The organism is Lactobacillus sp. ESL0228 (assembly GCF_003692825.1).
Taxonomy (GTDB): Bacteria; Bacillota; Bacilli; order Lactobacillales; family Lactobacillaceae; genus Lactobacillus.
The window spans coordinates 1-26,673 of record NZ_REHJ01000002.1 but is presented as its reverse complement, the minus strand read 5'-3'; the positions used below and the strand labels follow the sequence as shown (position 1 = coordinate 26,673).

Annotated in this window: 23 protein-coding genes, 3 tRNA genes and 1 rRNA gene; 10 read left to right on the top strand and 17 right to left on the bottom strand. The window is 35.0% G+C overall.

The window, feature by feature from the left end; genetic code table 11:
- Window positions 1–234: 234 nt before the first annotated feature.
- From F5ESL0228_RS00410 to yycF, 6 genes are all read right to left on the bottom strand, one after another.
- Window positions 235–1,419, bottom strand: coding sequence for a S1C family serine protease (locus F5ESL0228_RS00410; RefSeq protein ID WP_233553485.1), 1,185 nt, complete (start codon window positions 1,417–1,419; stop codon window positions 235–237).
- Between the two features lie 69 nt (window positions 1,420–1,488).
- A complete protein-coding gene (locus F5ESL0228_RS00405; protein WP_122017594.1) occupies window positions 1,489–2,286 on the bottom strand; it encodes an MBL fold metallo-hydrolase in 798 nt (265 codons plus the stop codon).
- A 16-nt stretch (window positions 2,287–2,302) separates the two neighbouring features.
- Window positions 2,303–3,124, bottom strand: a complete 822-nt coding sequence (locus F5ESL0228_RS00400) for a two-component system regulatory protein YycI (protein ID WP_122017593.1) — start codon at window positions 3,122–3,124, stop codon at window positions 2,303–2,305.
- Window position 3,125: 1 nt separating this feature from the next.
- Window positions 3,126–4,457, bottom strand: a complete 1,332-nt coding sequence (locus tag F5ESL0228_RS00395; RefSeq protein ID WP_122022499.1) for a hypothetical protein — start codon at window positions 4,455–4,457, stop codon at window positions 3,126–3,128.
- Complete coding sequence (gene walK / locus F5ESL0228_RS00390; RefSeq protein ID WP_122017591.1) at window positions 4,447–6,303, bottom strand: cell wall metabolism sensor histidine kinase WalK; 1,857 nt, start codon at window positions 6,301–6,303, stop codon at window positions 4,447–4,449. The genes F5ESL0228_RS00395 and walK overlap by 11 nt, the downstream gene beginning before the upstream one ends.
- A 63-nt stretch (window positions 6,304–6,366) precedes the next feature.
- Window positions 6,367–7,083, bottom strand: coding sequence for a response regulator YycF (gene yycF / locus F5ESL0228_RS00385; RefSeq protein WP_122017590.1), 717 nt, complete (start codon window positions 7,081–7,083; stop codon window positions 6,367–6,369).
- Window positions 7,084–7,219: 136 nt separating this feature from the next.
- On the opposite strand from yycF, the gene F5ESL0228_RS00380 reads away from it, so the two are divergent.
- Both F5ESL0228_RS00380 and F5ESL0228_RS00375 read left to right on the top strand, forming a co-directional pair.
- Window positions 7,220–7,292 (top strand) — tRNA-Lys (locus F5ESL0228_RS00380).
- A gap of 158 nt (window positions 7,293–7,450) precedes the next feature.
- Window positions 7,451–7,523: transfer RNA gene (locus F5ESL0228_RS00375), tRNA-Lys, on the top strand.
- A gap of 155 nt (window positions 7,524–7,678) precedes the next feature.
- Here F5ESL0228_RS00375 and F5ESL0228_RS00370 read toward each other — a convergent pair.
- On the bottom strand, window positions 7,679–8,398 hold the full coding sequence (locus F5ESL0228_RS00370) for a GntR family transcriptional regulator (protein ID WP_122022523.1): 720 nt from the start codon (window positions 8,396–8,398) through the stop codon (window positions 7,679–7,681).
- A gap of 118 nt (window positions 8,399–8,516) precedes the next feature.
- Window positions 8,517–9,224: a deoxyribose-phosphate aldolase gene (gene deoC, locus F5ESL0228_RS00365; RefSeq protein ID WP_122022498.1), complete on the bottom strand. Its 708-nt coding sequence runs from the start codon at window positions 9,222–9,224 to the stop codon at window positions 8,517–8,519.
- Between the two features lie 209 nt (window positions 9,225–9,433).
- Here deoC and F5ESL0228_RS00360 point away from each other — a divergent pair, with 209 nt between their 5' ends.
- The 5 genes from F5ESL0228_RS00360 (at window position 9,434) to F5ESL0228_RS00340 (ending at window position 13,201) form a co-directional block, all read left to right on the top strand.
- Window positions 9,434–10,195, top strand: a complete 762-nt coding sequence (locus F5ESL0228_RS00360; RefSeq protein WP_122022497.1) for a 1-acyl-sn-glycerol-3-phosphate acyltransferase — start codon at window positions 9,434–9,436, stop codon at window positions 10,193–10,195.
- 15 nt (window positions 10,196–10,210) lie between these two features.
- Complete coding sequence (locus F5ESL0228_RS00355; protein ID WP_122022496.1) at window positions 10,211–11,050, top strand: glycosyltransferase; 840 nt, start codon at window positions 10,211–10,213, stop codon at window positions 11,048–11,050.
- 18 nt (window positions 11,051–11,068) lie between these two features.
- Window positions 11,069–12,016, top strand: coding sequence for a glycosyltransferase family 8 protein (locus F5ESL0228_RS00350; RefSeq protein WP_122022495.1), 948 nt, complete (start codon window positions 11,069–11,071; stop codon window positions 12,014–12,016).
- Complete coding sequence (locus F5ESL0228_RS00345) at window positions 12,013–12,900, top strand: lysophospholipid acyltransferase family protein (protein ID WP_122022494.1); 888 nt, start codon at window positions 12,013–12,015, stop codon at window positions 12,898–12,900. Before F5ESL0228_RS00350 ends, F5ESL0228_RS00345 begins: the two co-directional genes overlap by 4 nt.
- A 70-nt stretch (window positions 12,901–12,970) precedes the next feature.
- The gene (locus F5ESL0228_RS00340; protein ID WP_122017583.1) at window positions 12,971–13,201 is read left to right on the top strand and encodes a cytochrome b5 domain-containing protein; all 231 of its coding nucleotides are present in this window, start codon (window positions 12,971–12,973) and stop codon (window positions 13,199–13,201) included.
- A gap of 285 nt (window positions 13,202–13,486) precedes the next feature.
- Here F5ESL0228_RS00340 and aroD read toward each other — a convergent pair whose 3' ends face one another.
- The 3 genes from aroD to F5ESL0228_RS00325 all read right to left on the bottom strand — a co-directional run bounded on the left by aroD (window position 13,487) and on the right by F5ESL0228_RS00325 (window position 16,453).
- Complete coding sequence (gene aroD, locus F5ESL0228_RS00335; protein WP_122022493.1) at window positions 13,487–14,248, bottom strand: type I 3-dehydroquinate dehydratase; 762 nt, start codon at window positions 14,246–14,248, stop codon at window positions 13,487–13,489.
- A gap of 14 nt (window positions 14,249–14,262) precedes the next feature.
- Complete coding sequence (locus F5ESL0228_RS00330) at window positions 14,263–15,468, bottom strand: MFS transporter (RefSeq protein ID WP_122022492.1); 1,206 nt, start codon at window positions 15,466–15,468, stop codon at window positions 14,263–14,265.
- A gap of 70 nt (window positions 15,469–15,538) precedes the next feature.
- On the bottom strand, window positions 15,539–16,453 hold the full coding sequence (locus F5ESL0228_RS00325; protein WP_122022491.1) for a shikimate dehydrogenase: 915 nt from the start codon (window positions 16,451–16,453) through the stop codon (window positions 15,539–15,541).
- A 141-nt stretch (window positions 16,454–16,594) separates the two neighbouring features.
- Between F5ESL0228_RS00325 and F5ESL0228_RS00320 the strand changes: the two genes are divergently transcribed.
- Window positions 16,595–17,509 (top strand): LysR family transcriptional regulator, encoded by a 915-nt coding sequence (locus F5ESL0228_RS00320; RefSeq protein WP_122022490.1) that lies wholly within the window; start codon window positions 16,595–16,597, stop codon window positions 17,507–17,509.
- 79 nt (window positions 17,510–17,588) lie between these two features.
- Here the strand turns inward: F5ESL0228_RS00320 and F5ESL0228_RS00315 are convergent, their stop codons facing one another.
- From F5ESL0228_RS00315 to F5ESL0228_RS00305, 3 genes are all read right to left on the bottom strand, one after another.
- Window positions 17,589–19,361 carry an FAD-dependent oxidoreductase gene (locus F5ESL0228_RS00315; RefSeq protein ID WP_122022489.1) on the bottom strand — a complete coding sequence of 591 codons (1,773 nt, stop codon included), beginning with the start codon at window positions 19,359–19,361 and terminating at the stop codon, window positions 17,589–17,591.
- 156 nt (window positions 19,362–19,517) lie between these two features.
- Window positions 19,518–20,981 (bottom strand): SLC13 family permease, encoded by a 1,464-nt coding sequence (locus F5ESL0228_RS00310; RefSeq protein ID WP_122022488.1) that lies wholly within the window; start codon window positions 20,979–20,981, stop codon window positions 19,518–19,520.
- Window positions 20,982–20,995: 14 nt separating this feature from the next.
- Window positions 20,996–22,255: an FAD-dependent oxidoreductase gene (locus F5ESL0228_RS00305; protein ID WP_122022487.1), complete on the bottom strand. Its 1,260-nt coding sequence runs from the start codon at window positions 22,253–22,255 to the stop codon at window positions 20,996–20,998.
- 334 nt (window positions 22,256–22,589) lie between these two features.
- Here F5ESL0228_RS00305 and F5ESL0228_RS00300 point away from each other — a divergent pair, with 334 nt between their 5' ends.
- On the top strand, window positions 22,590–23,411 hold the full coding sequence (locus tag F5ESL0228_RS00300; RefSeq protein ID WP_122022486.1) for a triphosphoribosyl-dephospho-CoA synthase: 822 nt from the start codon (window positions 22,590–22,592) through the stop codon (window positions 23,409–23,411).
- Window positions 23,412–23,462: 51 nt separating this feature from the next.
- On the opposite strand, the gene F5ESL0228_RS00295 is transcribed toward F5ESL0228_RS00300, so the two are convergent.
- Complete coding sequence (locus tag F5ESL0228_RS00295; protein WP_122022485.1) at window positions 23,463–25,337, bottom strand: flavocytochrome c; 1,875 nt, start codon at window positions 25,335–25,337, stop codon at window positions 23,463–23,465.
- 117 nt (window positions 25,338–25,454) lie between these two features.
- Between F5ESL0228_RS00295 and F5ESL0228_RS00290 the strand changes: the two genes are divergently transcribed.
- Window positions 25,455–26,381, top strand: coding sequence for a LysR family transcriptional regulator (locus F5ESL0228_RS00290; RefSeq protein ID WP_122022484.1), 927 nt, complete (start codon window positions 25,455–25,457; stop codon window positions 26,379–26,381).
- Between the two features lie 83 nt (window positions 26,382–26,464).
- Here the strand turns inward: F5ESL0228_RS00290 and F5ESL0228_RS00285 are convergent.
- A tRNA-Asn gene (locus F5ESL0228_RS00285) sits at window positions 26,465–26,537 on the bottom strand.
- A gap of 11 nt (window positions 26,538–26,548) precedes the next feature.
- Window positions 26,549–26,665 (bottom strand): 5S ribosomal RNA (gene rrf, locus F5ESL0228_RS00280).
- Window positions 26,666–26,673 lie beyond the last annotated feature (8 nt).

Genomic DNA, 26,673 nt, shown 5'->3' with positions numbered 1-26,673 from the left:
CACAATCCACAGATTATCCACAGCATTTTTGAGCTTATTTTATCAATTTATGCACAATCCACAAAGTTTTCCACAGTTGTTAACAACTTTGCCTTAAAAGCATTTGCCTTGACAGCTTAAAAAAGCGAACATTATATTGTTTCGCATTTAAATTATTAACAAAAAAGCTATACTTGCATTAAAAACCGCTCAGTATAGCCTATTTTATTATCTAATTACAAAATACTACTCAACTTAATCTGCCTGCAATTTAACATGCAAATTAAGCTCTTTACCATTGCGATTAACGATAACATCAACGTTATCACCGACTTTATGATTATACAAAATACTGTGTAACGATGCTACATCAGAGACAGACTTGTTGTCAACTTTTACAATGACATCACCTGTTTTTAATCCAGCTACCTGAGCCGCACTACGTTTCGTTACTTCAGCAATATAAATGCCCGTCTTCAAATTGGATTTGATATTAAGTTGTTTGCGATAGCTATTTGGGATTCCTTGTAGCGCAATTACCTTAACACCTAATTGTGGTCTAACAATCTTTCCTTTCTTAACCAATTGATTAACAATCGTAACGACCTCGTTAGAAGGAATAGCAAAACCCATTCCTTCCACAGATGTGCCATCACCAGATTGTGCTAGTTTCATTGAACTAATTCCAATTACTTGACCGGCAGAATTAACTAGTGCTCCTCCTGAATTACCTGGATTAATTGCCGCATCAGTTTGAATAACAGTTTGCTGGTTTGCTGAAGAAGTTGTGATGTTACGTACCGGAGCAGAAATTATTCCTTGGGTAACTGTAGAGGCATATTCGCTACCTAGAGGGGATCCGACCGCAATTACAGTTTGACCAGCTTGTAGACTCTTAGAATCACCAAATTCAGCAGTTTGAGTAACATGACTGGCATCAATCGATAAGACTGCTAAATCAGTGGTAGCATCTGTACCTACAATTCGCGCGTTCACAGTTTTACCATTGGATAACATGACCTGGATTCTGTCACTACCAGAAACAACATGATTATTAGTCACAATATAGCCCTTATTGCCACTTTTCATGTAGATTACACCAGAACCCTCACTATAAGTCTGCAACTTACCTTTGTCTTTATTAGGCTCATCATCACCAAAAATATCGAATAAGGAGTTGCTACTGCTACGTTGACGTTTCATATTGATAACCGATACTACCGCACCTCTGACATCATTATAAGCAGGAGTCATTGTCCCACTGGTCTTAGCACTGTTTTTAGAAGTCTTGGCACTGTTAGAGCTAATACTAGTCTGAGCATCATTATTAAAACTTGCGGTATTGATTCGATCTAAGGTAGCGTAGGATACACCACCACCAATAATTCCTGCAACTACGCCAACAATGGCTGTTTTGACAATCCCATTATGTTTTTCCATCATTTAATCTCCTTTAGATAACTTTGATTAATATACCAATAAACCTTAAAAAAGTTGTTAATAAACCTGTTAAATTTGTATTAAGTCTGTTGGCTCCTCTGAATCAGTCATAATAATTTTAACATCACTGGGTAAACAGGCATCCCCATTAACTAAGATTTGCTTAGCAGCTTGATAGGCAAGTTTTGCAGTATTATTATGCTGACTCCGATGAGCCAAAAAAATATGTTCTGTCTTGTTTGATACCACATCAAGCAAGGCTTCTCCAGCTTCCACGTTTGATAAATGACCAACATCAGATAAAATTCGGTGTTTTAATGACCAAGAATATGGTCCGTTGCGTAACATCATATCATCATAGTTAAATTCCATTAAATAGGCATCCGCATCAGTAATAACACTTTTTACTCTTTGAGATACATATCCCGTATCTGTTAAAAAGACCATCCGTTTTCCATCACTAGTAAAAACATAATACTGCGGCTCAGCCGCATCATGACTTGTTGCAAATGCTGTTACATCAAGATCACCAAAAGTTTTTGTTTGCCCCGGCTCAATAATATTAACTTGTTCAACTGGGAGCTTACCAATTTTCTGAGTTTTATTTAAATATTTCCAAGTTCCACTGTTAGTAAAAGCATCCATTTGAGGATAACGTCGTAATAAAACCCCCAAGCCTTTACTATGATCAGAATGGTCATGGCTCAAAAAAATCATATCAATATCATTAATATCAACACCGATTTTGGCTAACAATGACTGAATTTTTTTGCCAGATAATCCAGCATCCATTAAAATCTTATGCTGACTTGTTTCAATTAAACTTGTATTTCCAGTTGAACCACTAGCTAAAATAGAAACCCTCACAACAGCTACCTTCTTTCTAATTTTTTTGGATATTATACGAACTACCTTGCAAGATTTGTGCTGTGAAAGCATTAACTCTTTTAACCGTTATATTTTTAGTTGTTTTATTTTCGACTAAAATTAACCAAGTTGGAAGCAAAATTATATTACCACGAACTTCTGTTAATTTTGAGTAACCAAGACTAACCTTCAAGACACGTGAATTATTGACAATTTCACGATCAGTATACATTGCTTTAACTGCATGCCATGCACTAATGATCAATTGTGGCTCACGAACTGCACTAATTGGACCCATATAAGAAATCGTATAGTTAACAATTTGACCAGCATGTACATTAATAGTTAACTGCGCATCGTTATCATAAATTGGTCCATAATCTGTAGTTTGAACATAGCAATATGTAGTTTCACTTGATAGACTTGGATTATATTTGAACTGTTTACCATAAGGAACATTTCTTGGATCGTTCTTAAAATCCTCTAATTGTTGCAAAGTTTTTTTCTTGTTACCGCTAGATAAAACAAGAGCTTTGGGCGTACCTGTTAATTCATTATCATTTTTTGAATAGTGAATGCTTACGTTTGTTAAACTATCTGCCTTGGGGGAAAGATAGTCATGTTTTCTAGCGGCCAAATAGTAGCCCGACTGCTGTTTATGTGAAATATGTGGCGGAAGATCAATTCCATCTGCTCTCATCTCTGATCGAATGCTGGTAGTCGTTAAGCCAGATGTATTGCCTAAACTAATTGGTGAACGCCAAATCTCAAATCCAAGGTAAAGATCAATTAATAAGAAAATAACAAAGATCAGCCATTCAATTCTTTTTCGATCCATCCTATTTCCCCTCTTCTGATTTTACTGAACTGATTTTGTTTAAATTACTAAAATTCTGCTTTCCCCATTCAGAAACACTTCTCCATTGGTCATAAGCTTTAACATAATATACAGGAATCAAATTAATCAAATTATCATGACTATTATCTTGCTCGACGCGGAAAGCAACGATTACTCGTTGAATTTCCGACTTTTTCATACCAGCAGCAATCAAACTCTGCATTACTTCTGCACTAGGCGGCAATGTACGCGTTTGACCATCAAATGGAATCGGGATCTGTAAATCAATATTATTAAATGCTAATTCAACAGCATCCTGCGTAAAAGTTGTCTTTACTTGCACATTGTGATCATCCATAAAAACCGGAAGCCCTTCGATATAATTAATATAGTCAACTGAACCATCACCAAAATCAAAGTAGCGTAAATCCTGTTCACTCAAACCTATTTTATGAACGTATTCCACACTATCTAAAAGTTGGTCACTCACAGTTTTGGCCTGACTTTTTTCATAACGTGTGTATAAAAAGTTATGACGATTAGTACTATTTTGTGGCACACGTAATTTAGTGTAGTAATTAAGTGAATATGTCGTCCAGCCATTTTTATTTGAGCGAGCCGTCACATGAGCTGTTCCTAAAAGTCGCGATACAAAATATGAATTATTTTGACTATTGGTCAAGTAACTATAAACTCGCCAATGTTGCTGTTGTGTATAAAAAACTTCATAGTTGTCTTTTAAATGGACAAATTTGACAGGTAACTTGCCTTGTGCATTACGCGCAAAGCTACGTAACCGTGAAAAATTAGCATTATACAGATCAATACGATAGATGGTAAACGTTCGATCATTTCCTAAATAAAAATAATGGTTATTATTTGAAATAAATATGCGCCGAAATTTTGGATTAATTTGAGTTAACTTCTTCTTTGTAAGAACATCTGCACTAATTTCATTGGGAAAAGTCAGTTGAATATATTTGGGATTATTAAGAAATTGTTCATAATTTTCTTGGCCAATACTAACTTGCTCAATATTCCGGTATTTGACATCCTTCAATTCATTAACAAATTCCAGTGATAGATTATTTTTCGAATCATATAATCGGTTAAGCTGACCATTTTTAAAACCATATGAACTAGTAGGAATATATAAATTAGAAGCTATCCGATTACGATTATGCTCTTGGTCTGTAACGTTATTAGTTTGATTAATATGACTAAAATATTGATCATTAGTCATAATAAAAATCCACAGGATAATTGATAAAATAAAAACAAATAGTGTTCCTAATAGTAATAAAATATCCCCTAGTTTAAACCTAGACTTCATCCCAATCATCCCCTTCACTCATTGGCTCATAAGGCAAAGAAACGTAAAAAGTCGAGCCTTTCCCTTCTTTGCTTTTAGCCCAAAGTTGACCATGATGTTTATCTACTATCTCTTTGGCGATTGCCAAACCTAAACCTGTGCCACCTTGCGCTCTTGAACGTGCCTTGTCTACACGGTAAAAGCGGTCAAAAATCTTATTTAAATCTTCGTGCGGTATTCCTAACCCTTGATCTGTAATACTTAGAATTATTCTGTCTTGTTTATGGCTCAAATTAACTGTAATTATGCCTCCATTAGGAGAATATTTAATCGCATTGTTCATAATATTGTCGATAACTTGCGCCATTTTATCAGTATCAATTTCAACCCATAGTGCTTGTGTCCCTAATTGCCTGATAATTGTATACTTCTTTTTATCTTCTTTTTCATTTGATTTTACAATCATATCAAACCGATCCAAAATATGAGCAACAAAATCATTAAAGTTGACCCACTCAAATTCCAGCTTGGCCGCACCTCGATCCATTCGAGACAAACTTAGTAATTCGCTAATCATCCGAATCATACGTTCAGTCTCTTCTTGCGTAACTTGCAAAAACTTGGGAGCTACTTCTGGATCTTTCCAAGCTCCTTCATTTAAAGTTTCAATATAGGCATGCATACTCGTGAGGGGTGTTCGCAATTCATGAGAAACATTAGAAACAAATTGTTTTTGTGAATTTTCATTTTTTTGTTGCTCAGTAATATCATGTAAAACACAAACACTCCCCGAAACAAAACCAGTTACCCGTTTAATAAGGGAAAAACTAGCATGCAAAATAACCTCATCACGGCTTCCCGCATTAATAGTAATAACAATTCCTTTTTGATTAGTAATTAAATCCTGTGAAGATTCCTTTAAACCTAGAACCGTTGCAATTGGTTTATTAATAATATCGTCTTTACTCATACTTAAAAAGTTAAGTGCCATTTGATTTACAACATTAACATTACCATGACGATCCATAGCCAATACCCCATCGCTCATGTGCGATAAAATACTATCCAGTCGACGCTGCTCACTTTCAGATTCTTCCTGCGAACGCTCAATTCTAACTGACAAAGTATTAAAAGCTTGCCCCAATTGGCCTAACTCATCATTTGAATATATTTTTACCTGACTTGAATAATCACCGTCAGCTATATTTAATGCCTGACTTTGCATCTCCTCGATTGGTTTAGTAATCGCGTGTGAGACCACTAGTGACAATATTGCGCCCAATACCGCAGCAACTAAGGAAGTAACCAAAAACATTAGCGAAATATTACGCAAATCATTAAAAACCCCTTGCATCGAGGCTCGTACATAAATCGCACCCACAGTGTTAGTTGAGCCATTTCCTGCGTTTAAAGGCGTAATTTGAACCATATAATCACCATGATCGTTTACTACCTTAGTTGCTTGACGTCCAGTTGACGTGACTTGTTTAACCAAAGTATTATTGACACGCTGGCCTATACGGTTTTTATCATTAAGTTTGGATACTGCACGAATAATATCCTTGTTATCAACAACAATAATTTCACTAATTGTACCTATACCATTGCTATAATCGTTGACAATACGGTTCAAATTACTATTAGTATGTTTATTGTCTTTCACTAACTGTTCCGAAAGCTGGTTCGTAACAATTGGTAATACTTGAATTGATGATTGAAAATTTTCAATACTATTTTGTTCAAGTTGTCTGGTAAAATATACTCCAATAACTTCAATTGTGGCAATAATCATAGCCATGAAAACAATTGCCAAAGTTGCGTTAATTGAAATCGTTAAGTGTTTAAACTTTTTTTTGAGTTTTTTCATAATTTATAAAATTCATCTAAAAAAGAAAGCCACACACTAAAATAATTTTGCGGGCTTTCTTTGTTAATCTTCATTCGGCTGTTTCACATAGTAGCCTACACCACGGCGAGTTACCAAAATCTGGGGCTGAATTGGGTTATCTTCAATTTTTTCACGCAAACGATGAACAGTTACATCAACAGTCCGAACATCGCCGAAATAATCATATCCCCAAACTGTCTGCAATAAATGTTCTCTGGTCATTACCTGATCCATATGCTGCGCTAAATAATATAATAACTCAAATTCACGATGAGTCAGCTCTATTTTGGTGCCTTCCTTTTCAACGATATAGGCATCGGGCATAATAACTAAATTACCAATTGTGATATTTTTGGTCGAAGTATTATCACTGTCACTCTCAACCTTTTTGGCAATACTACGACGACGCAGATTAGCCTTAACACGTGCAACCAATTCACGATTAGAGAATGGTTTAGTAACATAATCATCCGCACCCATTTCCAGGCCTAAAACCTTATCAATTTCAGTATCTTTAGCTGTCACCATAATAATAGGTAGATCATGTGTTTGGCGAACCTCACGTGCTACCTCTAATCCATCTTTTTTGGGTAGCATTAAATCTAAAATCATTAAATCGGGATCATAGTCCTCAACTTTTTTAATTGCTTCTTCGCCATCATAGGCAGTGTCAACATCAAAACCTTCCTTGGTCAAATTAAATTTGATAATATCGGAAATTGGTTTTTCATCGTCAACAACGAGAATCTTCTTTGACATTGAAAACCTCCTTTGCCTATATTATACTGATTTTTAGACCATTATCCAAAAAAATCACAGAAATTTAATAAAAAGCTTGCAATCCAACCTAAAAAATTGCATAATAGTTTTCGTTGGTTATTTATAATAACATTTTGGGTGGCTAGCTCAGCTGGCAGAGCAACGGACTCTTAATCCGTGGGTCCAGGGTTCGAACCCCTGGCCACCCATTAAAAAGAAGCACTGCGAGAAGGCGGTGCTTTTTTGTTATCACCTGTTTAAACTAGAATTAAAGATGAATTTAATTCCAGTATTCTCTTTTTTGCAAAAATTACTTGCCAAAATCGAAAATAATTGCTAATATGTTTAACTGTCAACAGAAATAAATGGGTGGCTAGCTCAGCTGGCAGAGCAACGGACTCTTAATCCGTGGGTCCAGGGTTCGAACCCCTGGCCACCCATCAATAGAAAAAGCACTGCTTTGTTGCAGTGTTTTTTTGTTTTTAAAACTTATTTTTTTGACCAACCATCAAAATTAAGTGAGCTTGTATTTATTAAAAAAACTTGTTCAATAGTTATTTGCGCAGTTACAAGGCATAATTTAACTGTTTAGAAGCTACCGTTGAACATCAATTACAAACGAATTTATATCACCACGATACTTGGCGATTGAATACTCAATCGGACGCTCATCAACAGTCAATCCCTGTGTATGAAAGTAAAATATTGGTTGTTTAACTGCAATATTTAACAAGTTAGCCGTGGTTTCATCAGCCTCCATTACTTCAAGTTTTCTAATGACATGTGTTACTTTCAAGTTATACTTTTCTAATACATCATATAAAGATTCTTGAGCAAAGTTATACTTGAGTAGTTCTGGTACCCGTATTTTCGGTATATAAGTTGTCACTAAAACAATGGGCTGTTCGTCAGCATAACGTAGACGTACTAACTTAAAGATAGGCGTTTGTGGCTCGATATTTAAATTGACACTAATTTCTTCGTTTGCTTTTTCTTCTTGAAAATATAGTAAATTAGTTTTAGGGTAAATTCCCTTAGCACTCATTTCTTTGCCGTAACTTTCAATTAAGTGAGTAAACTCTTGTTCAATTTTAACTCTTTTAACCACTGTGCCACGTTTGCGATAGCGTTCTAAATAACCTTGATTGACTAAAGTAGAAATAGCCTGCCGCACAGTTGGCCGACTTACTTGATAATAGTTTGCCAATTCAATTTCAGGTGGAATAATTGAGTCTTGGGGGTAAATTCCCGTTTGAATTTTATGCAAAAGATCTTCAGCAATAATTTGATATTTAGGATTACCTGTTTTTGCCAATTTGACTTCGATCACTTTCTATTTATATCATTATTTAATCAGTATACCATCCACATCAAAAAATCAGTATGAGTAAAATTTAATTTTGCTCATACTGATTTCGTTTAAATTAAAAAAATTAGATTTCAAGCGATTCAATATTATCTTCTTTGAAACGCTTTTTTAGTGCTTCTATAATTTTAATACCAGAGCTAGTGCCAATTCTTTCTGCGCCAGCTGCAATCAATGCTAAAAAATCATCGCTATTACGAATCCCGCCAGCCGCCTTGACTTTCACATCTGAACCAACAATTTCTTTCATCAATTTAACATCCTCTACTTTAGCACCTGATGTACCAAAACCAGTAGAAGTTTTAATAAAATCTGGTTTAACTTTTTTGGCAATTAAAGCTAATTGCTTAATTTCATCTTTTGATAGATAACAATTTTCAAAAATTACTTTACATGGTACTTGATGGGTATGACACAACTCAACCATTTGGTTCATTTCATCTGCAATATATGTCCAGTTGTGCTGCCGTACTTGTGTTAAATTGACCACATAATCTATTTCATTTGCACCGTTTAATAAAGCATCCTTTGTTTCTGCTACCTTACATGCGATAGTTGTTTGACCTAATGGAAAACTAATTGCCGCACCAGTATCAATATCTGTTTGTTCTAATTGTTTTGCACAAAATTTTGATTGTACTTGGTTAATCGCTACCATTTTAAAATGATATTTTTTTGCTTCATCACAAAGTTTTTTCATATCGGCTTCTGTCGCGTTCGCATGCAAATTTGTATGATCAATTAATTGAGCAAAATCATCAATAGTATATTTCATCTTTTTCTCCTTTTGTAATTACATAATATAATTCTAAGCAATATTGTAAGCGAAATCAAACCAAAAATTCAAAAAACGTAATTACAAATAACGTTTGCTATAGTAAATGAAATATCATTGTGTAATAACTTTCTTTTTCTGAGTAATATACCTCTCTTTTTAAACTTAAAAATTCATGATAAAATTATTTAGTATTGAAAGGATAATTTATGGGAAAGAAAAAATTTCGTTATCATTACTTAAGTGATGATGTTGTAACTACTCACACGCAAAACTATCATTTATCTGATACTTATTCAATTTTCCCTACTTCTCTTGGTAGCAAAATTTGGTCTGCTATCATTCGACCAACTGCATCTATCATTAGCTTGATTTATACTAAATTAATAATGGATATTCGCATAGTGGGAGCAAATAAACTTCATACAGTTGCTCAACAAGGTTACTTTATTTATGGCAACCACACCCAGCCTTTTGGTGATGTTATCTTACCACTCAGTATTATTCCAGCTAGAAAATATTATGCCATTGGCTCACAAGCTAATTGGGGCATCCCCATCTTGGGAAAACTTGTTTTACCCTATTTTGGTTTACCAGTGGGACAGACTGTCAAACAAACTGCTAACCTAATCCATGCCGTAAAGTATATTATTCACAAAAATAAGGTCGTTGTAATCTATCCTGAGGCCCACGTTTGGCCATATTACACTAAGATTCGTCCGTTTCCTTCAACCAGTATGCACTTTCCAATTATGCTTAATGCTCCAAGTTTTGTCATGACTACAACCTATTCAAAACCTAAGCATGGCATGCGGCCACAAATCACTGTTTATCTTGATGGTCCGTATTATTCTGATCTTCATCTTAGTCAAAAGATGGCTCAACAAAAATTGCACGATCAAATTTATCTCACAATGAAAAAAAGGGCAGCACAAAGCAATTACGAGTATTATACGTATGAAAAAATTTAATTTAAGGAGTTCCAAATGAATATTCTTTTTTGTGGTGATCATCATGCTGAAGATGGAATTTTAATCGCCATTCTTTCCTTGTTAAAAAATAGTGCTGCTAATGAACTCCACATTTATATTTTGACAATGTACACTCAAAGTCACCGAAAGAAGTTTCAGCCTTTTAGCAAACATGCAGCTGATTATCTCAAGACTATTCTCATTAAGCACAATCCACAAAACACTTTAAATTTGATCGACTGTACTGGACTCTTCGTTAAAGAGCCACTGCTTGCTAATATGAGCACACATTTTACTCCCTATGCTATGCTTAGACTATATGCGGATGAAGTTCCACAATTGCCAGAGAAGATTCTTTATCTTGACGCTGACATTATCGATCGCCGGAGTCTTATTGAATTTTACCAACAAGATTTAACAAATACCGAATTTGTTGGGGTTCTTGATTATTGGGGACGATTCTTCTTTCACAACTTACATCAACATAAAATATTTGATTACATTAATTCTGGGGTACTATTACTTAATTTAGTGGAAATCAGAAACACAAATCTATTTAGTAAAATTCGCTATTTACTACAAACACGAACTGTTTTTATGCCTGATCAATCAGCACTCAATCATTTTGCGCAAAAGAAAAAAATTGCTCCCCGACGCTACAACGAACAGTATCACTTACAATCTGACACTGTAATTCAACATTTTACTACTAGTTTTCGCTTTTGGCCTTTCTTCCATACTTTGACAGTTAAGCCTTGGGAAGTGCAACGAGTTCATGATGTGCTAAAATTATATGAATATGATGATATCTTGGAACAGTATCTCGATTTAAAAGAGAATCTAATTAAAAAGTAATATATTTCGGAGAAAATTATGACTATACCTATTTTTTATGCTATCAGTGATGACTTTACAAAATATGCGGCAGTTTCGCTTCATTCCTTGGTAAAGCATACTAACCCTCAAAAAGACTATACAATTTGCTTTTTATGTCAGGATTTAAGTCAACAACACCAAAAAGATTTACTCGAATTAGGTTCAAACAACGTTCATGTTGAGTTCTTTACAATTAGTGACGAAATTGTCGCACCAATTGAAAACCGCAGCGAGAACTATTTACGTGGTGAATTTTTTACAATGTCAATCTTTTATCGTTTATTTATTCCTGACCTATTTCCACAATACGATAAGGCTATTTATATTGACAGTGATACCATTTTAAACGATGATATTGCTAAATTATACAAAACCGAGTTAGGCAATAATTTATTGGGAGCATGTATGGATTCTTCGATTCAATATGTTCCTGAAATGATTACTTACATCAAAAAAGATTTAGCACTTGATCCTAAGACTTATATCAATTCAGGAATGCTTGTGTTGAATTGTAAAGCTTTCCGAGATGAAGGATTTACTGACCACTTTATGAATTTACTGACAAAATACCACTTTGATTGTATTGCCACAGATCAAGACTACTTAAATGAAATTTGTGACAAACGGGTTTTACATTTGAACCTGAAGTGGGATGCCATGCCAAATGAAAATACTGTTCCCTTGCCCAATCCTAGCCTAATTCACTATAATCTCTTCTTCAAGCCATGGCATTTTACCGGTATCCAATATGAGCAATATTTCTGGACTAATGCTAAAGAAACTAAGTTTTATGCTGAATTAAAAGCAGGACTGGATAACTATACCAATGAAGAGCGTGAAGAAGACCGGCATAAATTAGATCACATGCTGGCCAAAAGCGATACAATAGCGAAACAGCCTAATAATTGGGCAAAAATTAAAGAGCAAGGACCTGTCACGCTATGATCATTGGTGATAATCGCGAACAAGTTATTAAAAATATTAAACAGGCCATTGCCCGCCAAGATTGGGATGCTAAAGTTGAAGTAGATGATCCAGTTTTATCCTTAGCCAAAAGGCAAAAACTTGTAAAATCTTTTTGGGAGCAACAAACTCATTACAAAGGAAAAATAAACAATCGAATTGGACACCTAGTCTTCAGTACGCTAATGCACAGCTTGACTTCATCAACTGCGTTTACTGGACTTGAAAATTTGACGAATTTACCCCAAGGTGGCGCAATCATCACTGTTAATCACTTCAATCAAATCGATTCATTACCAATTAAAAATTTAGCTTCAAAAAGCCACCATGATCTAAAAATTGTAATCGAAGATACTAATTTGAAGTTACCTGGGATTCTCTGCTATTTGATGAACTATGTAGGAACAATCCCACTAATTGAAAGTCCTAATTATATTGGTAAAGAATTTCCTCGCCATTTACATGATGCTTTAACACAAAACAAATGGGTCTTAATTTATCCTGAACAAGAAATGTGGTGGAATTATCGCAAACCAAGACCACTTCATCGTGGAGCATACTATTTTGCAGCTCAACAAAACGTTCCTGTAATTTCCACATTTATTGAAATCAAAACAATAGATAAATTAGAAAAGAATCATCCTAATTTTTACCAAACGCAATACGTAGTACATGTTTTACCAACAATTTATCCTAATTTTCAGTTAGACGTAAATGAAAATTCTAAGCAAATGCTTGCAATTGATTATCAACAAAAGATCACAGCATACGAAAAAATTTATCAGCGTAAATTTACGCCTAACTTTACTCCGTGGGATATTGCAGGTTGGCGGTATAACTATAAAAGTGACCAAGCATATAATTAGACTTAGCAAACGCTATGACTTATTCTAATAGAAGAAAATATTTTGTTCTATTATTGAAAGAGGTGTACTTATGGAAAAGTTCACAAAAGAAACTTTAGCAAAATACGATGGTAAAAATGGTAATCCAGCCTATGTTGCAATCAAGGGTAATGTATACGATGTTACCGGTAATGCTCATTGGGCCGAAGGCGAACATCACGGCAACTTAGCTGGTCGTGATTTAACTGTAGCTATTGGTCAATCACCACACGGTGAGAGCGTTTTGAGTAAATTAAAACAAGTTGGGACTTATGAAGATTAATTACCTTTAAACATAACTTAAACCCTCTAGATTGATATGTAATTAAGAGTTAGATATATCTCTAACATTAATATGCATGTCTTTATCTAGAGGGTTTTTACGTTAATTTTAAATTTGAAAAATTGGTATTGTTCGGAACAAATAATTACTACGTTATAATACTTTGAGAAGAGTGTCATTTTGGCTTATCTATCGCAAAAGGACTAGTCTATGATTTACTACCATGGACTAGTCCTTAACTATTTATTTTTTAGAAAACTTCCTGACTCTTCACTAATACCTATATTATTCATGCAGTTCTAAAAAACTTTCTGCACTACGCAAATCTTCAATTGATAATTGCCCCGGTGCAGAGGTCTGTCCCACAGCACCAAAAGATAGACATGAACCAAAAATTTGTCCAGATATCCTTGTTACTTTACCTAAATCTCCCATTGCCATTGTTATTAACGGTGTATTGATCATTTCAGAAGTTGATTGTGTAGCTTCAAGTAGAGTTAACACATCCTTAGAAGAATGAGGCATGCATGCCAATTTTGACACATCAGCACCAAGCTCAGCCATTTTTTGCAGGCGAAACTCAATTACGTCTTTTGCTGGAACCTTTTCAAAGTCATGGTTACTCATAATTACAACGACATTGTAGTCATGGGCTTGGGCAACCACTTCTTTAATCCGACTCTCATCATGAAACAGTTCGATGTCAACCGCATCACCTAAGCGTTTTTCAATCACAGTTTGTAACAAAGACAAATAATCATTTTCGCTCAGTTCAAGCACGCCGCCTTCATTTTTAGTTCTAAAAGTAACTAACATGGGGAGTTCACCGATTAGTTGGCGCAACTTCATAGCGGTCTCAGATAATTTAGTAGGATCTTTGATACCCGCAGCATAATAATCAATTCGCCATTCCATCAAATCAGGTTTAGCGGCAACAATATTTTTAGCTGCAGCCAAAATCTCTTCTTCATTTGTTCCAACGTTAGGTACAGCAATTTTAGGTAAACCCTGACCAAGAATAATATTTCTAATTTTTACAGTAGTCATCATTAGCCTCGATTCTATTTACTCAGTTTACCAAATAATTTTTTGTACCGAATCGCAATCAAAAGTGTATCGATAAATCCAATTAAAGCAATGATAACATCTAAGAATATCACGCTCTTCATATTACCAATCCAGCCGATAAACAATGGAATAGTGAATGAAGCAATTGAACCTGCTGTATAGAAGAATCCTGTAACTGTACCTTTACCAGCAGGGAAGAAATCAGCCATAACAGTTAAGGCCAATTGCATTACACCACCAGCAGCAAAGAAACCAACTAATAAGGCCAAAACACTCATTAAGACTGCATTTGTAGGAAACAACCACATCAACAAAATAGATATAAAGGCGCCAAAAGTATAAACCGGAACAAATTGGATTTCATTAAACTTTTTACCCAAAATAGCAGTTAAAAGAACACAAACAATTGAACCTAGTGAATACCATGACACCAATGAGTGTGCCGCTCCTTGAGCCATACCACCAACTTGTTGACCATATTGTGTCAACATTTGACTAACTAAATAAAATGTCGCTTGTGAAATATAACCATAAATAATGAACAATGCACCATCAAGCCACAAATTGCTTTTCACATTGCCATCTGCTTGTGCTTCAACTTCTTTGTTCTTCTCTTCATCTGCTTTAGCTACCTCTTTTGAATCTGGGAAAGCTCCACCAAGCAAGAAATACAAGAAAGTAATAACAAGAATTACGGCAGGAATTAAGAATGACCAACCATACCACATGTTAGCAGCAGCTAGACCACTAACAATGAATGGTAGTAAAAATTGACCAGCTGAGATAAATGCTTTCAAAATAACATTGGACGTACCCTTAGAATTTGGATAGATTTCCATTAAGCCTGGATAAGTACCAGTATCTAAGAAAGAATTAGCCATTCCTGCTAAAATACCTAAAATATAGGCAACAACAGTATTAGGTGATAATAAGATACCCACAAAAAAGATAAAATAGGTGGCAATACCCAACTGCACAAATGGTTTTCGACCGAATTTATCTGACAAAACTCCAGAAATTAAAAGATTAATAATTCTTCCGATACCTAATGCTGAAACAACAGTTAAAGCTCCCGTTTGAGTTGTTCCCCATTGTTTAGCTAAAGCAGCTGCATTTTGCGAAAGAATAATCACTCCCATACCATGAACAAAATAGTTAAAATACAGGGCCAACGCTGTTGGTGTATATTTATTTTTCATTTTTTCTCCTTCATTAAAACCTCTTGCAAAAATAATCTGCAAGAGGATTAAAGTCTACCATATTGATTGATTATTTGTTTTCATCAGAAAACATAATTTCCCGAATATAATCAGTTGGCATATCTTGACCTGTCCATAATTTGAATGATGCGGCCCCTTGATCAATCATCATGCCAATACCATCAAAGACGTGTTCAACACCAGCTTCTTGAGCAACTTTCATTAATTTAGTTGTTCTAGGCGCATAAACGGTATCAAAGACGACCATGTCTTTGTGGAACCATGAAGGATCAGAAACTAAAGTCTTATCTTCTAATGGTTTCATCCCAACACTAGTTGCATCACAGTAAATATCACTTTCAGCAATTGATTGTTTGAATGCTGCTTGATCATCTAAATTAGTTAGAGTTACCTTGCAATCGGTTTTTTCTTGAATGGTCTTCACGTTCTTTTCAGCCTGAGCCCATTTATCATCTTTAATATTAAATATTCTAATTTCTTTGGCACCATCAAGAGCTGATTGAACAGCAATTGGAGTAGCAGCACCACCAGCACCAGTCAAAGTCATTACCTTATCCTTGACCGAAATACCTTCGTCTTTAAGTGATTGAACAAAACCAATTCCATCAGTGGTGTAACCAGTCAAAATGCCATTGTCATTAACAATTGTATTAACAGCATCACACATTTCTGAGGCTGGGGACAACTTGTCTAAATACTTAATTACTTCTTTTTTATTCGGCATCGAAACATTTGAACCCCGCATATCTAAGGTTCTAATTGCATCAACTGCGCCCTTAAGTTTATCGTTACCAATTTCAAAACATAGATAAGTAAAGTTCAAGCCCAATTTTGCAAACGCATTGTTGTGCATCGTTGGTGACATCGAGTGTCTAATCGGGTAAGCCATCAAGCCAATTAAGTAAGTGTGGCCATCAAGCCACCCAGTAATCGGACCATTAACACCAGTAATTTTATTAGCCATTATTTTTCTCCCTTTTCTATTTTTATTCTTTAATTTACTTCTATGTTACCGCTTGCTAAAATATGATAAATAAGCCTTATTTGCTTTATTAATAAAAATACTTTATGATTTAATTGATTTCATTAGGAACTTGGAGCTTTTATGAACTTAAGACATTTAAAATTTTTTGTAGAATTAGCTCACACTGAACACATGGCCAGAGCTGCTGAAAATTTAGGTATCTCACAGCCTTCCTTATCTTATGCTATCGATAATATCGAAGATGAAGTAGGTGTCCCCCTATTTGAAAAAGATGGACGCAATATTAAATTAACTAACTATGGAAAAATCTATTTAAAATATGTTCAAGAAGGCTTAAACAAACTGGAACAAGGCTCTGAGCATATTGCTGAACTCCTAGATGCTAATCGGGGGCATATCAATTTGGGCTTCACCTTTACTCTGGGACAAGATTTAATTCCTCGAATCGTACGTGATTTTAAGAAACAACCGGATAATAAAGAAATTGAATTTTCCTTTAAGCAAGATACTACTGAAAACTTAATTGATAGCCTACTAAATGACGAATTGGATTTAGTTTTTTGTTCACACCCTAAGCAAAAGGTAGAACAATTATATGTTCACCACTTAGTTGACCAAGGAATGAAAATTGCTGTCCCGCTGGATAACCCGCTTGCTAATGCGAATAGTGCTTATTTAAATGAACTGTCCCCTTATCCTTTTATTATTTATTCAGACAAAAGCGGCTTACGGCCTCGAATTAATCAGATTTGTGATACAACAAATTTTCACCCCAATGTAAAAATAGAAGCCGTCGAGGACCATACTATTATCGGTTTCGTGCATTGGGGATTCGGTGTGGCAATTGTGCCAAATTTGCCACAATTAAATTGCGACTTGGTTAAGCTGTTACGAATCAAAGATAAAATTACCAATCATCGTATTTATTTGGTTGCCAAAAACAATCATTTTTCAACTCCAGTAACGAACAAGTTTCAAGATTTTGCACAACAATATTGCCAAAAGAATTATCTTAATAAAAATAAGTTAATCTAAAAGCTTCTCAGCATGATATGAGAAGCTTTTTGGTATATTTTATTTGAAAATCTTAAAAGTATTGTGTGTCTATATAAAATTATTTTTGTGATGCACTTGAAGTTACATCTGATTTTGCTGATTCCAATTTTGTTGCATTGATTTGACTAAAATTCGCATTGTCAGCGGCTACTGTTCCAGCGACGAATCCTGATGCATAAGACCATGAATTCATCATACTTGGCATTGAATCGTGGCCATTGGCGCCACCAACAATTTCGCCCGCTGCATAAAAATTACTAACTGCATTTAAATCTTTATCAAGTAACTGCATTTGATTGGTGGTTTCGTAGCCGCCCAAAGTAGTACAGAAGCGTTGCTTTTGTTCGATAATATAGAACGTATCGCCTTCATAATTATGTAAAAATTTGGCGCTGCGCTTAAATTCAGCATCATAATGCGCGTTGACACTCTCAGCATAGTCGGCCATTGTGTTACTTAAATTTTCATAATTGATGCCAGCTTTATTTGCTGCTGTTTCAAGATTTCCTGTTACCAAAACTGGACTCTTTTTACCATCTAGATCAAAAAAGCCTTGTACTTCTTCCTTTGTAAAACCGTATTTAAGCAGTAATTCATAAAAGCGATCCCACATTTTTTGATCCATAACAATATATGCAACTTTGCCTTTTTGTTCACCAATTGCATCCCTGAAGTGAGTGTACGGAGCTGATTCATCAACTATTCTTTTACCTTCCTGGTTAACAAAAATAGCACCCATGTCTGTAACTTCTTTGGTTGAATAAGTTGTCAACTTAGCAATCCCTGGTTCAACTTCAAGTCCGTGAGGATATACTTTGTACCAATCAAGATTTCGTGTCACCAGATTCATATCTTTAGTAAAATCAAAATAGTCACCTGTCGACGTCATAGGTCCATAATAAGGAATATCTGTCCGGTGTGCTTTATAATCTTTTGCTCCAAAACCACCAGCTGCAAGAACCAAAGACTTGAAATTAACAGTGGTTGTTTGGTGTTTACCTTCAGCAACTAAAGAAGTTAATTCACCATTAGCATCCTTATTTAATTTTTCTACCCTTGCGTCAAGCAATAATTGTCCACCATTATTCTCAAAAGCTTCAGCAACCTTCATTACCAATTCATAAGAGGTCTGCGTTGGCATCTCAATTTGCCGATCTACTGTGTGTTCGATAGTTTGTGTTTCAGCTTTTTGATAAGATAAATTAGCGAATTGAGTAATAAAATCTACAGCTTTTCCAATATTTTTTGCTAATAACGCCGATAATTCTATATAGTTTGTGCCACGACATTCACGCGCAATATCTTTTTCCAATAAAGCAGGCGAATCTTTTTTGCTTTCCGCGCCAAATAATTTAGCTGAAACTTTAGAACCAGTGCCAACAACATTAGACCCATTTAGAGCAGTAGCACCGCCAACATAGCCGTTCTTTTCTAAAACGACTACTTTTTTACCCATTGAAAGAGCACGACATGCAGCCATTAACCCTGCCATTCCAGATCCAATCACGGCAACATCTACATTTAGCTTTACTTCCTTATGCTTGGGTGCAGCAAGTGGCTTAGTTGTAATATTATTCTCTTTTAACGCCTTTTTACCAGAGTCAAGCATGGCCTGCGTCATTAAAGACGCACCCGAAATTGCATCAACATCAAAGCTTTGATTTTCGATTATTTTATTTTTTAATTTACCGAAGGCTTGGTTAAAAATTGCTGGTGTCTCAGAATTTTTTGTGACTTCAACATTTTTAATAGTGTCATCTTCAACATCAATGTTGAAGTCAATTTGACCATTACGACCGTTAGCATGAGCTTGAATTGTTTTTCTCGTCATGATTACCTTTATCCTTTTCATATTTTATAAATCGCTTACATTATATAAGTGATTTATATAAAGAAAAACAAATCTATTTTTAAAAATCAATAAATATATTTAATCAATAAAAATAGGAACCGATTACTAATCTGAATTCCTATTTTTATTTTTACTCTATAAAATCGCTTTTGCTAGAGGATACCCGACAGAAGTTATGAGAACAATTGAAATAACAGCGAATATTCCTCCCCATATCAACATATCTTTAGTAGAAGTATACCCTGTTCCAATAGCGATTGGATTCACCCCTGCTTGTCCTGCTGGTGTCATATTAGAAATACCTACACCAAAACCAATTAAAGCAATTATAGCAGCCAAACTAACACCATTTGCAGAGCCTTTTAAAGAAGTGATTATAGAAATTGCAATTGATGAAACAATAGTAGTCGTTACGATACTTGAAGAAAAGTTAGTTTCAATAACACACCAAACGACAAAGAATAATACCAGTAACATTTCTGGCAATCCTTTAGCAATTGGACTTAAAACATTAGTTAACCACGTTTCGATTCCCATTGGTTTAGCTGTCAAAATATTTCCTAATTCACTTGCTACGCCAACCATCAAAACAGAAGACCAAGATATTCCCTTAGTTGTAACTTCATTGAAATTTAAAATACTTTTCCCATCAATATTAATAACCATTAATATTATACAACCAAGTAAAGGAGGAAAAGCGGTTGTCCAGCCACTTATTGTAGTATAAACAGTTGGTAAAATTCCTTTAATAAAACTAGGTACCACCCATAAAATAACAGTTAGTAGCATTGTAGCTAAAACTATCTTTTCTTTTCGATCAGCTGGACTCACTGCTCCTTTTAATTTTTCAACAGACCTTAAATTAATATTATTTATATTTTTAGGATAATAAATAAAACGAAAAATTAATAGCATACCAATCATTATCAAAATTCCTAGTGGAATCCCAACTAACATATATTGAAACTGTGAAATTTCTTTCCCAGTTGCACCTTTATAAAAACTAATAGCTAAGGTGGGCCAAACATGAGCGATTGCAGTCATTCCAGAAGAAAGATTGATACAAAAAACTGAACCCATAGTAATCATACTACCAACTTTACTACCTTTTTCAATATGTAAAACCTTAAAGATATCTAACAAAAAAGGCATAAAAGTCACCATCAAAACAGTAGGCGAGATAAACAATCCTAAAAAAGTAATTGCGGTGAATAAAAAGATAACAAATCTCCAGGGGCTTTTCTTGGCAATCGGGTTAGTAATTAAGGCAATTGTGCATCTTCTAATAAAATTCGTTTGTGATAATGGATAAACTAAGGCAAATGTAAAAATTAAAAATGCAAGAGTTGAATTACCAAATGTACCAATAAAAGCATTTTGATAACCCACACTTGGTAGCAAACCAAGAAAAAACAATACAATTAAACATGGCCAAGAAATAGAAATTGTGGTCCACATTATTAAAGCTGCAATAAAAATCCCTAAAGTCCACAATCCTTCATTGGTCAATCCATTACTCGCTGGAAGTAACTTTCCAAAAATTAATATTATTAAAAATGATATCAGCAAAGATAAATACGTTTTTTTCTGCTTATTCATTAATTTTCCTCCCTCTATAACAACGCATCTTGTGTTATTAATTCTTCTTGAATTTTTTTAGTAATAACTTTACCAGTTAAACTTTGAAGACTTGCAGCTACACCAGCTGCTTGACCAGTAATATAACTTGTACCCATCACTCTTACAGAAGCTTGAGCTGTATGATCCACAGAAATCAATCGTCCAGCACCCCATAAATTGTTGATATTAGCTACTTTTAACGTTCCAAGGGGAATATCAGCATAATCATTATCAGGCATATGTTTATACTCAACTTGATCATTACTATGGTGGATTTCTGGGCTCCAAGCAGCTCGCCCAATGCTATCTCCTCTCTTTACTGTATTTAAAATATCGTTACCCGTTAATGTAACATCACCAATCATTCTTCTAGACTCACGAATCCCCAACAGAGGACCAGAACTAAGAAATACAACATCTTTACACCCTTTAATATATTTCTTAACAACCAAAAAATAACTTTGAGCTTTTTTCCTAAGTTCAATTTCAGCATTAGTCAATGCAACACTATTTAAAGATTCTAAATCTACACTTGGAAGTGTTAAAAAACCTATTGTATCCTGCTTATTTTTAATAAAAACACCTTTCTCCTTCGTTAAATAGGGTATCTTATCTTCTTTTCCTTTTTTAACAGCTACTGTAATTTCACTCATTGAAATATCTCTTGCAGGAAGATTGCCTAACCTAAAAACTAAAGATGCTTGTTGAACAAAGTGATTAGTTTCATCACCCCAATTTGTTTTTAATCCAGCTAAATGAATCAGATTACCATTTCCACTTGTATCAATAAAAGACTTTGCCTTAACCTCAAATAAGCCGTCATCATCACTACAAATTAAACTTTGGATATTTTTTCCTTCTTTTTTCACATTAACTAAGCTAGTATGCAATACTAAATCTGCTTTACTCTTAAGCAACAACTCATCAAAAATAATTTTCATAATCTCAGGATCAAATTTAATTGATACATTTCCTGTTGATGCTGATGGATGTGGCGTAATATCCATACCTGCCTCACTCATTTTTTTTAATACAAGTTGGCCAACACCACCCACTACTTTGTCGGGCTTTTTACCACGTGTATAGAAGCCACAATAAGCAGCTACTTGTGAATTAATTCCTTGTCCACCCAATGCAGACTCACGTTCAATTAAAATGGTTTTTGCTCCAGTTTTAGCGGCTGCTAAAGTGGCTGCTATGCCAGCTGCCCCACCGCCTACTATTGCAACATCATAGCTAACAGATCGATTCATGGGTTATATCTCCCTTCCCAAAGTAATAAACTCGAATATAAGTTAATTCTTACACAAAGTTAAATGAATAAAAGAATGCAAATTCAACATATCAATAAAAGTTTTTTATTAAATCGAAATTATAAACTTGAAGTAGTAAAACAAGCTGGACTCCTTATCAACTCTAGCTTGCTAACTCTCAATAATATTTTTTATTTTCTATAAATACTTTACAATATTATTTTAATTTTTATCTTTTTAATAAGTAAATCCCCGGATGGAGTATACTGATATCATAGCTAATTTAAGTTAGCCCAAAAATTGTTAACTAAATAATATTAATTAAAAACTCACTATGACTCATTCAATAACTAAAAATGCCCTGCGAGCTCTCTTATATGAAGTAGTTACTCAACCTAAGCCTGGTCTAGTTGATCCTGTTAGTTCAGGACCACATTTTGATATGAATATTTATACTTTTATCGACAGCAGTCTTAGCCTAACAAATTATTTTATTTCAGCAGAAAATATTGGTAATACCTTTAATGGTGAAGATCTTACCCAGATGTTTTTTACGCTACGTAAACAAGGCATGAAAGCTGAAAAAGAGATGTTTACTGCAACTAAAGGCGTCAATACTCACAAAGGAGCAATTTTTGCTCTTGGTATTTTTGTTTGTGCTGAAAGCTACTGTCAAAACAAGCACACCGATCTATTCTCAACAATTAGACAAATGTGCGCTGGCCTAGTTGAACATGATCTTAAATTAAATAACCACGCTCAAACAGCTGGCGAAAAAGAATTCCTTTGCTATGGTGCAGGGGGAGCTCGTGAACAGGCCGAAGCTGGTTACCCGATTGTGCGTGATGTTGCATTGCCATTCCTAAAAGAAAGAAGAGGGACTGTGCAAGAACGACTATTAGACACACTAATGAAGATTGCTACTGTAACAATAGATAGTAATTTAATAAAACGGGCTGGTAACTATCACGTTATCGCTAAATTACACAGACAAGCCAATTATTATCTTCAAATTGGCGGTGCTGCAACTAATGCTGGCAGAAACTATTTAGCTAAATTAAATAACCAATTCCTAGCTAAAAATTACAGTCTAGGTGGATGCGCTGATTTACTGATTGTCACCATTTTTGTGGCACTTGAACGAAATTATTTTTAAAAAAGCAATAAAAAAGTTAGCAAAATTTGCTAACTTTTTGTCTATTAAAAATTAACTTAGTGACGCACTATTATCATCTGACTTGATACATTCGCATGCTGAATCGGCAGCAATACGTCCAAAGGTGAAAATATCAGCCAAAGAATTTCCTCCCAAGCGGTTACCAGCATGTAATCCACCTGCAACTTCACCAGCCGCATACAACCCCTTAATAACATGACCAATCTTATCAAGTACCTGAGCACGTAGATTGATTTTTAAACCGCCCATCGTGTGATGAATTGCTGGTTTACGTGGTGTTGCATAAAACGGCGCAACCTCACACTTGAGATTAAAGGCACTCTTACCAAACTCAGGATCTTTACCAGCATCAACATATGAATTATACTTTTTAATCGTATTAACCAAAGTGCCTGGATCCATCCCAGCTTTTTCAGCCAATTCTTCTAAAGTGTTAGCCTTTAGTAAAGTACCTGATTTTACTTGTTCTTCAAGAGATTCTTCAGTCGTGTTGTAAGCTGTTTTCTTAATCGCTTCATCCGCAATTAAGTAAAATAGAGTTCCGTTAGCAATCGCTGCTTTAGCCAAAGTATCCCGTTCCGCAAACTCATTCACAAAACGCTCGCCCTTTTGATTTACCATAATAAAATTTTCTGGAGGTGTTTGAATACCAGTAAATAATTCACCAGTCTTTGGATCAGAAACTGGCATTAACTGAATAAAGCCCATTCCAACCAAATCAGCTCCAGCTTCTTGTCCCAAAGCAATTCCATCACCCGTTATTGCTGGAGAATTAGTCGTTGCAATATCATTATCAATATGCTCCCAATAAGTGTTATACTGTTGGACCATCTTGGTATTTGCTCCAAAACCACCTGAAGTTAAAATTACTTTCCGTGCATGAATAGTTACCGTACTGCCATCGCTTTTTTCAGCAATCACGCCTTTTACTTGACCATTTTCAATAATTAAGTGTGTGGCCCGTGTATCAGTCAAAATCATTGCACCATGCTTTTGCGTCCAATCACCCAAAACACGAATAAATGCATAACCCATCGGCTCAGCTGGCTTATGACCTCTGCGCCACAGCGCGCCTACAGGCATAGTCACTTCATCATAATCAAATTTAACGCCAAGATCCGTTAGCCACTTAACAGAATCCAATGCATTATTAACTAATTCAGTTACTAAAGCGTAGTCACCATGAATTTCATTTCCATCTAGGTCTGTACGCTTACCTCCTAAATAAGTTTGTATTTCGTGAAGCAATACAGAATCAAATAAATAATCTTTCCCTGACTTAATGTATTCGTTAATTTGCTTTTGTAATTTTTTAAAATCATCTTGGTATTCTGGATCAATTTCATCAACTGACATTCCAGCCAACTTTTTCAAACTCTCTTTTTCACCTGATAATGATTTGAACTTACTTTGCCATTCTGGTTCAGCCGCATTCAATGGACCACCAGCACGTGTCGTGTTTCCACCAATTTGCGGATACTTTTCCAGAACAATTACTTCTTTGTCATTTTGAATTGTTCTAGCTGCGGCTGCAAGGCCAGCACCACCAGCACCAATTACAACAATATCAGTATTATATTCCTCATCCTTACTGCCTACAATGCTAGGCTTTATACGATTTCTCCATTCATTCGAATCACCACCAGCTTCATCAATTGCTTGGGCAATTCCGTCAACTACACCATGACTAGAGATAGTCGCTCCACTAACAGCATCAACATTTAAAGTTTGGTTGTCAATAATTTCTTTTGGCAAACGTTTAAAAACTTCATCAGCAACACCTTTGGTTTCACTACTAGAATCAATGGTTATATTTTTAATTTTATCCTTGGAAAGGGTAACCTTCATTGGCATAAAACTCGAACCATAACCTTTTGCTTTTACATCATATGTACCTGGTTTCATTATGCTATATTTCCTCCTTGTTAAATATTTAGCAATTAAATTTTACTAACTTTTTATGACAAGGTGAAATACTTTTATAGTAAGTGAACTATAATAAAAATGTTATTGGAGGACATTATGAAAGACCCAGAAATATTGCTGCATTACATTGATACTCTATTAAAAGAGAGCAACTTTACCAGGGCAGCTCATGAATTATACATTTCTCAACCTTATTTAACTCAGCTAATCAAGCATATTGAGCAAAAGCTTGAAACAAAAATAATTAATCGAGAAACTATTCCTTTTTCCTTAACCGAAGCAGGAATAATTTACTATCACTATCTCGAACAAACCATTGCCAATAACCAAAATTTAGTCAAAAAACTAACGCCATTTGTCTTACCCAACAATGAAGTCATCAGAATTGGTATACTAGAAAGCTTGGGAACGTTCTTATTACCAGAATTGCTACCTAACTTTCTCACAAAGAATCCAAACATTAAAATTCAATTATCAGAAACATATCCCCGAGAAAATGAGACTCGGTTATTAAATGAGCAAATTGACTGTTACATCGGTCAAACTCCAGAGACTTTAAATCATGGACTGGATTTTTATGTCAATGGCGGTGAAAATTACTACGTAATTATTTCTCCCAAATCACCATTTTTCAAAAAGGGACGCTTTATTCTACAACCAAATGAATATAAAATGAAAGACATTTTGCAAGAGCCATTTGTCGTTAGTTCTGCTAATTCTGCTATCCGCCACCAAGTTAATGGAGCATTTCAAAAATTTCACGTGAAACCCAACATTATCTTAGAGAGCAAAAGCATTCTAACCGCAACCAACTTATCAATTAAGGGCGTAGGACTAACAATCTCGGCTGCTAGCATCATTAAGAGGATGGCTCAAACTCCAATTAATCTTCTACCACTAGATAATAATTTAATTCAGATTAAATATTTTCTTGCAGTTAAACATTCTATTAAACAAAATAACGGTCTCAAAAAGTTAATTGATACGTTCAAAAAACTTAAGATTCAGCCAAGTATAAAGTAAATAAGTCTGGTTCAAAAGCTATCAAACAGATATTGTAAATTAAAAACAAAAAAGGAAGGCCTAAACCTTCCTCTTACTTCTTGCTCCGGCTGTCAGACTCGAACTGACGACATCTTGATTAACAGTCAAGCGCTCTACCAACTGAGCTAAGCCGGAATATTAAAAAAGCACGGCAGCTTCCTACCCTCGCAGGCAGTCTCCCACCAACTACTCTCGGCGTTAAGAAGCTTAACTGCTGTGTTCGGCATGGTTACAGGTGTTTCCTTCTTGCTTTTGCCACCGTACTTTCTCT